The sequence below is a fragment of the Acidovorax sp. HMWF029 genome (assembly GCF_003060895.1).
Taxonomy (GTDB): Bacteria; Pseudomonadota; Gammaproteobacteria; order Burkholderiales; family Burkholderiaceae_C; genus Acidovorax.
The window spans coordinates 5,451-14,605 of the sequence record NZ_QAIH01000228.1; the positions used below are offsets into that span (position 1 = coordinate 5,451).

The 9,155-nt window shown below is 65.9% G+C and carries 10 protein-coding genes; 1 reads left to right on the top strand and 9 read right to left on the bottom strand.

The features are described from left to right. Positions 1 to 552: 552 nt before the first annotated feature. Genes DBR12_RS16980 through DBR12_RS17000 form a run of 5 tightly spaced genes read right to left on the bottom strand, consistent with a single transcriptional unit; the run spans position 553 to position 5,316 of the window. Positions 553 to 2,115 carry a cryptochrome/photolyase family protein gene (locus DBR12_RS16980; protein ID WP_108618344.1) on the bottom strand — a complete coding sequence of 521 codons (1,563 nt, stop codon included), beginning with the start codon at positions 2,113 to 2,115 and terminating at the stop codon, positions 553 to 555. After that, on the bottom strand, positions 2,112 to 3,539 hold the full coding sequence (locus DBR12_RS16985; RefSeq protein WP_108618345.1) for a DASH family cryptochrome: 1,428 nt from the start codon (positions 3,537 to 3,539) through the stop codon (positions 2,112 to 2,114). Before DBR12_RS16985 ends, DBR12_RS16980 begins: the two co-directional genes overlap by 4 nt. After that, positions 3,536 to 3,718, bottom strand: a complete 183-nt coding sequence (locus DBR12_RS23570) for a DUF2256 domain-containing protein (protein ID WP_108618346.1) — start codon at positions 3,716 to 3,718, stop codon at positions 3,536 to 3,538. The genes DBR12_RS16985 and DBR12_RS23570 overlap by 4 nt, the downstream gene beginning before the upstream one ends. 18 nt (positions 3,719 to 3,736) lie before the next feature. Next, positions 3,737 to 4,753 (bottom strand): NAD(P)/FAD-dependent oxidoreductase, encoded by a 1,017-nt coding sequence (locus DBR12_RS16995; protein WP_108618347.1) that lies wholly within the window; start codon positions 4,751 to 4,753, stop codon positions 3,737 to 3,739. Then, positions 4,750 to 5,316, bottom strand: a complete 567-nt coding sequence (locus DBR12_RS17000) for a lipocalin family protein (RefSeq protein WP_108618348.1) — start codon at positions 5,314 to 5,316, stop codon at positions 4,750 to 4,752. Before DBR12_RS17000 ends, DBR12_RS16995 begins: the two co-directional genes overlap by 4 nt. Before the next feature lie 121 nt (positions 5,317 to 5,437). Between DBR12_RS17000 and DBR12_RS17005 the strand changes: the two genes are divergently transcribed. After that, the gene (locus tag DBR12_RS17005) at positions 5,438 to 5,680 is read left to right on the top strand and encodes a glutaredoxin domain-containing protein (RefSeq protein WP_055400446.1); all 243 of its coding nucleotides are present in this window, start codon (positions 5,438 to 5,440) and stop codon (positions 5,678 to 5,680) included. Positions 5,681 to 5,858: 178 nt separating this feature from the next. Here the strand turns inward: DBR12_RS17005 and DBR12_RS17010 are convergent, their stop codons facing one another. The 4 genes from DBR12_RS17010 to DBR12_RS23055 all read right to left on the bottom strand — a co-directional run. After that, a complete protein-coding gene (locus tag DBR12_RS17010) occupies positions 5,859 to 6,335 on the bottom strand; it encodes a DM13 domain-containing protein (RefSeq protein WP_108618349.1) in 477 nt (158 codons plus the stop codon). A gap of 68 nt (positions 6,336 to 6,403) precedes the next feature. Beyond that, a complete protein-coding gene (locus DBR12_RS17015) occupies positions 6,404 to 7,270 on the bottom strand; it encodes an alpha/beta fold hydrolase (protein WP_108618350.1) in 867 nt (288 codons plus the stop codon). Positions 7,271 to 7,314: 44 nt separating this feature from the next. After that, positions 7,315 to 8,463 carry an ABC transporter substrate-binding protein gene (locus DBR12_RS17020; RefSeq protein ID WP_108618351.1) on the bottom strand — a complete coding sequence of 383 codons (1,149 nt, stop codon included), beginning with the start codon at positions 8,461 to 8,463 and terminating at the stop codon, positions 7,315 to 7,317. A 125-nt stretch (positions 8,464 to 8,588) separates the two neighbouring features. Then, positions 8,589 to 9,155, bottom strand: a 567-nt coding sequence (locus tag DBR12_RS23055) for a D-(-)-3-hydroxybutyrate oligomer hydrolase (RefSeq protein WP_233244692.1), incomplete at its 5' end; no start/stop codon positions are given.

The window sequence follows — 9,155 nt, forward strand, 5'->3', positions numbered from 1 at the left end:
TGGTGGCTTCGTCGTCCAAGTCCACCGCTGGACTGGTGTGGCGGCCCAGGCCCACGGCAAGGGCGCAGCGCGGGTCGGACTGCAGGTGGGCGAGGAAGGCACTGCCGATAGCGCCGGTGGAGCCGATGACGAGGGCGCGGTAGCCGTCGGGCAGGGATTGCAGGGATGGGGTGGACATGGGCGAAACCTCTCTGGGTCAATGTCTGTATTCAAACAACCACCGTTCGGGCTGAACCTGTCGAAGCCGAGGCGCGGGGGTGGCCTTCGACGGGCTCAGGCTGAACGGGTGGGGGGTGGCGGTGCGGCCCTTCGACGGACTCAGGGCGAACGGATGGGCTGTGGACGGGGGTACTTTGGCATCTTCTCCCCGGTTCGGGCGGAGCTGATAGAAGCCTGAGCACCACCACCCACCGTTCGGGCTGAGCCTGTCGAAGCCGGGGCGCGGGGGTGGCCTTCGACAGACTCAGGCTGAACGGGCGGGGTGGCGGTGAAGCCCTTCGACGGGCTCGGGGCGAACGGAAGAATGAAGACGGCGCGCATGGTGGGCAGCGGCTACAGCGCATCCAGCCGCGTGCGCAGGTCGGCCGCATGCTCACGCAGCGCATCCAGCTGCGGGCCCTGCATCTTTTGCAACTGGCGGTACACCATACCCAGGCGGAAGTTGTTGCCCAGCGTGCTTTCGTTGCGCGCAAAAAAGTCCCAGTACAGCGCGTTGTACGGGCAGGCGCGCTCGCCCACCTTTTGCTTTTTATCGTAGTGGCAGCCGCTGCAGTAGTCGCTCATTCGGTCGATGTAGGCGGCGCTGCTCACATAGGGTTTGGTGGCCAGCAGGCCGCCGTCGGCAAACTGGCTCATTCCCACGGTGTTGGGCACTTCCACCCATTCAAAGGCGTCGATGTACACACCCAGGTACCAGCGGTGTACGGCGGCAGGGTCGAGCCCCGCCAGCAGCGCAAAGTTGCCGATGACCATGAGGCGCTGGATGTGGTGGGCGTATGCATGCTCCAGCGACTGGCCCACGGCGTGCTGCATGCAGCGCATACGGGTTTGGCCCGTCCAGAACCACTCCGGCAGCGGCGTGCTGTGGCCCAGGGCGTTGCGCTCGTCGTAGCCGGGCATGTGGGCCCAGTAAATACCGCGCACATATTCGCGCCAACCCAATATCTGGCGGATAAAGCCCTCCACGGCTGGCAGGGGCGCAGTGCCTGCGTGGTAGGCGGCCTCAGCGCGTTGCACCACCTCGTGCGGGCGCAGCATTTTGGTGTTGAGCGCGAACGACAGCAGGGAGTGAAAGAGCCTGCTGCTGCGCGTACTCATGGCGTCTTCATACGCGCCAAAGTCGGGCAACGTGGTGGCAATGAAGTGGTCGAGCCAGGCCAGTGCCTCGGCCCGGTTCAGCGGCCAGCGCAGTGCCTCTGCCTGCGGGTTGCCAAAGCCTTGTACGCCTGCGGCCTGGATGGTGGCCCACAGCGAGCTGTGGTCGTGCGTGGGGCGGGCGTCTGGCGGCAATGCAGGGGTGCCAGGCCAGGGCTTGCGGTTGTCGTGGTCGAAGTTCCATTGCCCGCCTTCGGGCTCGCCCGCTGCGTCGATCAGCACGCTGTGGCGCTGGCGCATGCGGCGGTAGAAGTGTTCCATCAGCCACTGCTTGCGCCCCTTGAAGACCTCGGCCATTTCGGTGCGGGTGGTGTAGAAGTGCTCGCTGCTGACGGCCTGCACGGCAAAGGGCTGCTCTGCACCCCAGGTGCGCATTTGCTCGTCCAGCCGCCATTCGTCGGGGTGCTGATATTGCAGCGTCTGCGCGCCGTAGTGGGCCATGAGGGCAGCCAGGTTGTCGGGCATCGACTGGCGGTTGCTGGCATCGTCCATCGCCACGTAGCGCACACGGTGCCCGGCTTCGCGCAGGTGGCGGGCCAGGTCGCGCATGGCGGCGAAGATGGCGAGGATTTTTTGCGCGTGGTGCAGCACGTAGTCGGTCTCTTGCCGCACTTCCATCAGCACGTAGACCACGCCTTGGTCTTGCGTGGCAAACCAGGAATGCGCGGGGTTGAGCTGGTCGCCCAGCAGCAGGCGCAGGGTGTGGGCGCCCTGTGGGGTGAGGGGTTCTGGCGTGCTCATAACGTGCCCCACATGCGGCGGTAGCTGCCGTCGGCATCGTGGTCTTGCGCCTGCTTGATGGGGTTGAAGCGGCGGCCTCCGCGCGGGTCGGTGCCGCGCCCGGCGATGTAGAGCCAGTTGGCCTGGTTGCTGTACACGTCGTAGTCCACCAATTGGGATTCAAACCACGCTGCGCCTGCGCGCCAGTCGCCCCGCAGGTCGTAGATGAGGTAACTGGCCACCACCTGGCGCAGGCGGTTGCTGAGGTAGCCGGTGGCCGCCAGTTCACGCATTGCGGCATCGACCAAGGGCTGGCCGGTATCGCCCCGGCACCAGCGATCAAAACGGCTGGGGTCATGGGGCGTGAGAGGCTGATCTGATGCTTCTGCGCACTCCCCTGCCCGTTCACGCTGAGCCTGTCGAAGCGCGGCGCAAGGCCTCGACAGGCTCAGCCCGAACGGTTCTGTGGTGGAGGATGCAGGGGAAGATGACAGCCCGCGTGCCCGGTACAGCGCCGCGCCGTATTGCAGGTGCAGCAGCCGAAAGTAGTCGCGCCACAGCAGCTCAAACCACAACCAATAGGTGCCATCGTTGGCACCGTGGTCGCGCTCAAAGGTTTTCAAGTCGGCATAAATCTGGCGCGGAGACAGCGCACCCGTGGCCAACCAGGGCGAGAACTTGCTGGAGTAGTCCAGCCCCGTGAGCCCGTTGCGTGTGTCCTTGTAGCTGTGGGGCAGCTTGCGGGCCAGGTACTGGGCCAGGTGGCCTAGTGCGGCGGCCTCACTGCCATCACAGCCAGGCGTTCCGTAGGGGAAGGATGAACGGGCATCGCTGCCCTGGGGCGATGCGGCTTGCTGGACGCTGGCGGCGCCCTGCTCTGCGCCCACGGCCTGCAGCACGGGCGCGGGTACATCGGGCGGTGCCAGCAGCCGGGCGGGTGCAGGCAGTGGCACAGCGGGGGTGATGCCTGCGCGCTCCACCTTTTGGCGAAAGCTGGTGAACACGCCCGGCAACTGGTCCACAGGCCACGGCATGCGTGCCGGGGGCAGCAGGCTGCTGTGCCACACGGTGCGCACCTGCAGGCCTGCTGCGCGCAGTGCGACGACCTCAGCCTGCTCGTAGGGGGCGGCAATGTCTTCGCACACCACGGTGGTGGCCCCCACAGCCTGGGCCAGTTGCAGCAAGGCCGTGGCGGGTGGGGCCTGGCAAACCAACAGCGGGTTGCCCAGTGCGCTCATTGACCCCTGCAACCCGCGCAGTGCGGCGGCGGTGAAGGCCCGGCGGTGTGCGCCCACGCGGGCAAAGCCCCAGGGCGTGCGTTCATCGGGAGCAGGCAGGCACACCACGGGCAGCAAATGTGTGGCACCGCTGGTGAGCGCTGCGCGCAGCGCGGGTTGGTCGTGCAGGCGCAGGTCGCTGCGGAACCAGAACAGCACGATGCTCATGCGTTGCCCTCCCCTGCCAAGCCTTGCGAAGTGCCGCTGCGCTTGCGCTCGCTGCGGCAGCGGTCGGAGCAGTACTTCACCTCGTCCCACACCTTCTCCCACTTCTTGCGCCAAGCAAAGGGCAGGCCGCAGTGTTGGCAGGTTTTTTGCGGCAGGTCTGACTTTTTACGCATGCGCATGGTGGACCTGTGGGTTGGTTACGCAGGCCTCAACACCTGCTGCGCCAGCGCACGCCCGCTGAGCCACGCGCCCTCCACCTTGCCGCCGTGGAGCCAGTCGCCACACAGGCCCAAACGCAACTGCGCATCCCACCAGCTGCCCTGCGTGAGCGCGGGCTCGGTGTCGGCATAGCGCCAGCGGTGGGCAGTGGCCGCCAGAGGCGCAGGGCCACCCAGGGCAGCAAAGGCAGCCAGCAATGCGGTCATGACCGACTCGGCGCTGTCTTCGATGTGGGCTTCGCTCCATTCAGGGCTGGCGTGCAGCAGCCAGGTTTCTTGCCCTGAGCGGCCGGGTTTGCTGCTGTCGCGCGCCACCCAGCGCAAGGGGCCGGCGTTGATGAACGCACCCTCCCACGGAAGGGCCACGGGGCTTGCGTAGCGCAGCATCAAGGCCCAGCTGCCACGCATGCGTGCGCTGGCAGCCATGGCGGCGCCTGCGGGGGCCACGGGGGCTAGCAAGGGCGCGGCCTGCGGGGCGGGCACGGCCAGCAGCACGGCGCTGTAACGAGGGCTGTGCAGGCCATGTTCTGCCGAGGTGATGGACCAGCCGGCCTCGGTGTGGTCCAGCCGCTGTATGGTGGTTTGCCACTGCGCCAGCGCAGGCTCGCCCAGGTGCTGCACCAGCCAGGCGGCGGGCGACGTCATGCGCGGCGTGCCCACAAATCGCTCCAGCGGTGTCGCTGAGGCGGACCAGGCGTTGCCGTCAAAGCTGGCCAGCCGGGCATTCCACAACGCAGCCACACCAGCCTGTTGCCAGCGGGCCACCTCCGCGCGGAAGGCCGGGTCGCGGGCAGTGAAATACTGGGCGCCGTGGTCGCACTGCCAGGGGCCGCTTTCATCTTCGGCGCGGCGGGTGCTCATACGGCCAGACGGGCCACGGGATTTGTCGAACACATGCACCGTGTGCCCCGCCTGCAGCAGCGCCTGTGCGCACGACAAGCCTGCCAGGCCTGCACCAACAACGGCGATGGGCAAAGGGGTCGCGGTGCTGATCATGGCTGAGGGTCTGTGCGTTCGTGGGTCACCCAGATCAACGCTTGGGTGTCGATGCCCAGCGCGCTGGCGCGGGCGATGAGCTGCTCGCGCACACCGGGGGGCAGTTGCTTGGTGCGCGACAGGATCCAGCAGTAACTGCGGTCCGGCCCCACCACCAGCGCCCACTGGTAGTTGGCATCCAGCGCGGCCACGTGGTAGCCGCCGTAAAAGGGGCCAAAGAACGACACCTTGAGCGAGGCGGTGTTGGCATCGCCCATGAACAGCGCCTTGCCTTCCGCCTGGCGCCAGTCGTTTTTGCCGGTGTCAAAGCCCCGGTTGAGCACGCGCACGCTGCCGTCCGCCTGGCGCTGGTAGGTGGCGCTCACGTCCGTCATGCCACGTTCAAACGAATGGTCCAGGCGGGCGACTTCGTACCAGCGGCCCTCGTAGCGGGCCAGGTCAAACGGTGTGACGGGGGTGATGCCCTCGGGCGGGCGGGTGGAAGAGCAGCCACTCAAGGCGAGCAACGCTACAGCAAGCCCCAACCAGGCCCAACGGCGAAAGCAGGATAGAAATATGGACATAAATTACCAACTAGTCACAAAACAAACCAAATGGTAATTTACCACTGCCGCCATGACTGTGCCGAAATTCGGCGCAGACCCGGCGCAAGCGGCCGCCATGCCTGCCCCGTAAACTCGGGCCATGACTTTTCAAATCACCGTTTACTCCAAATCCGCCTGCCCCCAATGCGATTCGGCCAAGAAGCTGCTGCAGTCGCGCTCCCTGCCTTTTGAGGAAATCAAGATCGACGACGAGGCCGAGCGCCTGGCGTTTTATGCCAAGTGCGGGCCTTCGGTGCGGCAGATGCCGCAGATCTTCATCAACAACCAGCGCGTGGGCGGGCTGGCGGGGCTGCAGGCTGCGCTGGCGCAAATCGGCCAGTGATACCGGCTTTGGCTAGGGATGTCCTGCATAACTCCCTGCGGTCGGTGATAGCGCGGCCTGGGGCAGTCTGCTGCGTTGCTTTTCTTGTCAATAGCCTGGCTTTGGGCTGCCAAAAGACGCCTTGCGGCCTGTCCCGATCCGCACTACCACCGACTCGCGAGGGGTATGCAGGACATCCCTAGCGGTACTTGGCAGCGGTGATGAACTCGCTGAAGGTTTCGCACCACACGATCACGGTGTTGAACTTCGCCGGGTCCACACCTTGCGGTACCGGGACGATGAAGTTGTTGAATGTCTTCACATCCCCCACGCGGAGCATTTTTGGCTTCAGGCGCATGAAGTCAGCCTCGGTTTCCACAAACTCTGGCGACAGATACAGCTTGTAGTCCGGCCCGGGTGCCAGCCTGCCCAGCAGGCTGATGGCCTGCGGGCTGATGGACACGGCGCCCTCGCCCCAGTGCAGGGCATCGCTGTCTTTCAGGTCACGGCGGAAGGTAGCGGTCCATTGGGCTGCAGGCAGGCCAGACTGGATCTCCTGCTGCGTGGGGGCCTCCGGCGCAATCACGATGGGCAGCGCATACACCCCTAGCGCAAAGCCGATGGCGAGAGTGGCCAGGTGCGAGGCGATGAGCAAAAGGGACTTCAGGAGTTTCATGGCGAGGGTCTGAAGGAATTGCGCCAATGTAACCCCAGTGCTTGCCTCCCGGCTTAGCCCGATTCGCGTCAAGCCGCCTTTGCCAGAAACCCGTCCACCAGCGCGTAGTGCTCAGGCACATTGAGCGCGGGGGCATGGCCGCAGCCGGGCACCTCCACCACCTGCACCAGGCCGCGCGCACCGGGGCCCCGGGTCAGCATCTCGGCCGTGGTTTCGCGCAGCACCAGGTCGGATTCGGCACCGCGCAGGCAGAGCACGGGGATGTCGAGCGCATCGAAATGGTCCCAGATCAGGTAGTCGTTGGCGTGGTGCGTGAACTGCTGGACCATGGCCGGGTCGTAGTGCGGCGTCACCCTGCCATCGGGCAGGCGGCGGGTGGATGTCTCGGTCAGGTGGCGCCATTGCGCATCGCCGAGCCAGCCGTAGGGCTGGTACACCTGCCGGAAGAAGGCTTCCAGTTCCATCACCGTATCGAACGCGGGCGGATGGCCCGCATAGGCCTTGATGCGCTCCAGCGCGGCATCGGCCAGGCGGGGCGCATTGTCGTTGAGCAGCAGGCTCTGGATGCGGCCTTTGAGCTGAGGCTGAAACAGGCCCGACGCACACACGGTGCCAATGGCGCCGCCCATCGACGTGCCGACCCAGTGCGCCTTCTCCACACCCAGCTGGTCAAACAAGTCAGCCGCGATGCGCGCATAGAACGAAAGGCAGTATTCGTCCTGCGGGGCGCGCGCCCACTGGCTCAGGCCCCGGCCGATGGTGTCGGGGCAGATCACGCGAAAGCGCGATGCTAGGTGGGCGGCCAGCGGGTCCATGTCGCGCCCGGTGCGGGCCAGGCCATGCCATGCAATCACTACGGGAGCGTCCGGCGCGCCCCATTCCGTGTAATGGATTTCATAGCCAGCGCAGGTGGCGTAGCGTGAGGTGGGGGACATGATGGCGACCTTGTGGAACAGAAAAAAAGAAAGGGACCTGCGGCTCACTTCATGAGGCGGCCATTGCTGCCGATAACGGTGACTTCGACATAGCGTGAGCCGATGCGATTGGTGGGCGAGTACCCCAGCGTGATCCCGCCGAGGTCATAGCTCTGCAGCGACTCCAGCGCCTTCACGACCTTGGCGCGTGTGGGCTGTGGCCCCGCACGGCGCAGAGCTTCGACCAGCACCTTGGCACCCAAAAACTGCTCGAAGCTGGTGTAGTTGACCTCGGCATCGGGCGCGTATTTTTTAAGCAGTGACTGGTATTCGCGCACAACAGGCAGCTGGAGTCTGTAGGGGTATGGCACCACCTGGCTGATGCCCAGGCCATGCGCGTTTTTCAGGCCCGCAAGCTTGACCAGCTCGGTCGGGTCTACCACCGAGATGTTGTAGAGCTGGGCGCCACCGCCCTGCTCGCGGTAGCGCTGGATAAAGGCCGCTGCGGGCTTGTTTACCGCGATCATGATGACGGCGTGCACGTCAGCAGCCTTGATGGCTTTGACGGCGTCGTCCACCTTGTCAGTATTGCGCTCATAGCCCGCAGACACCACCAGCTTGAGGTTGCGCTTGGCCAACGCCACCTCCACCCCTGCCAGGCCCGCCTTGCCAAAACCGTCGTCCTGGTACATCACGGCGACGCGGTTCATGCCCAGCGTGGTGAGCTGCTGCACCATGTGCTCGGCCTCGTCGGCGTAGCCCGCGCGTACATGGAAGATCCAGGGGTTGAACGGGTTGCGCAGCGATTCGCCCCCCGTGTATGGCGCCACCAGTGCAGCGCCACCCTGCTCCAGCACGCCGTCGGACAGCAGTTGCGTGATGTTGGCCGTGCCTGCAAAGCCGTACAGCGCCACCACCTCGGGTTTGGCCAGCATCTCGCGGGTGAGCCTCACGGTGTCGGCCACCTTGTAGGCATCGTCGGCCACCGCCTGGCGAATGCTGGCGCCGTGCACACCGCCCTGGGTGTTGACCCAGTCAAAGTAGATCTTTCCGCCCAGCACCATCTGCGCGCCTGTGCTGGCCAACACACCAGAGAGCGGTGCGACCTGCCCCACCACAATTTCGGCAGCGTGCAGCGAAGGCGCTGCGGCCCCGCTCCACAGCACAGCCAGCGCTGCCGCCACGCGGCGACTCCATGTCTTGACCTTTTCCATGTAGGTTCATCCCCTGGTTGAGTAGCTTGCAGCCGCGCCCACGGGCGGCGCAAGGGGCGTTGGCCCCCACGCGTGCCCGGCAGGCGGCGGTGACGGTGTGTCGTCTGGCAAAGCTCCTTGGGGGGTCAATCAGGGATGGCAATGGCGCCCGCCGTGATGGCGATGGCGTTGGCGGCAGCAGGCGTTGTGGCCAGCGGCGGCACGTTGGCGGCCGTGATGGCCGGGGCGCTGCCCGGTGTGCCACCGCGCGGCACCGTGCGCACCACCTGGCTGGCGGGCAGTGCCTTGCCGCTGGCGAGGTGGTCGTACACGGCGTCGAGCGCGTGGTTCAGGTACACATGCAGCGGCACATAGCGGCTGTCGTAGCCCGGCAGCACCGTGGGCAGGCCGATGAAGCTGTCGAAGTGCTGGGCATTGGCCACTTCCACATAGCTGAGCTTGCTGGCGGCGCCTTCGACCTTCTTGTTCAGCGCGGCGTAGGGGCGCGAGGTGTGGCTCACGGGCAGCAGTGCGTCGGCACGGCCATGCACGATCACGGCGGGCTTGCCACGCAGGTTGCCGTTGCGGCGGGTTTCGTCCACACCGGCCTGCAGCTTCTTGGCGGCGGCGTCGGTGCCGGTGACCAGGTTGCGCAGGCACTGGGCGCCAGCCAGGTTCCAGTCGGCAACGCCAGCGTCCGAGAACGACAGGAA

What these genes read in the sequence shown, in the direction of transcription:
- DBR12_RS17000 (WP_108618348.1), bottom strand. Translation starts at nt 5,316, where the DNA reads ATGTCCATATTTCTATCCTGCTTTCGCCGTTGGGCCTGGTTGGGGCTT.
- DBR12_RS16980 (WP_108618344.1), bottom strand. Translation starts at nt 2,115, where the DNA reads ATGAGCACGCCAGAACCCCTCACCCCACAGGGCGCCCACACCCTGCGC.
- DBR12_RS17010 (WP_108618349.1), bottom strand. Translation starts at nt 6,335, where the DNA reads ATGAAACTCCTGAAGTCCCTTTTGCTCATCGCCTCGCACCTGGCCACT.
- DBR12_RS16985 (WP_108618345.1), bottom strand. Translation starts at nt 3,539, where the DNA reads ATGAGCATCGTGCTGTTCTGGTTCCGCAGCGACCTGCGCCTGCACGAC.
- DBR12_RS17020 (WP_108618351.1), bottom strand. Translation starts at nt 8,463, where the DNA reads ATGGAAAAGGTCAAGACATGGAGTCGCCGCGTGGCGGCAGCGCTGGCT.
- DBR12_RS16995 (WP_108618347.1), bottom strand. Translation starts at nt 4,753, where the DNA reads ATGATCAGCACCGCGACCCCTTTGCCCATCGCCGTTGTTGGTGCAGGC.
- DBR12_RS17005 (WP_055400446.1), top strand. Translation starts at nt 5,438, where the DNA reads ATGACTTTTCAAATCACCGTTTACTCCAAATCCGCCTGCCCCCAATGC.
- DBR12_RS17015 (WP_108618350.1), bottom strand. Translation starts at nt 7,270, where the DNA reads ATGTCCCCCACCTCACGCTACGCCACCTGCGCTGGCTATGAAATCCAT.
- DBR12_RS23570 (WP_108618346.1), bottom strand. Translation starts at nt 3,718, where the DNA reads ATGCGCATGCGTAAAAAGTCAGACCTGCCGCAAAAAACCTGCCAACAC.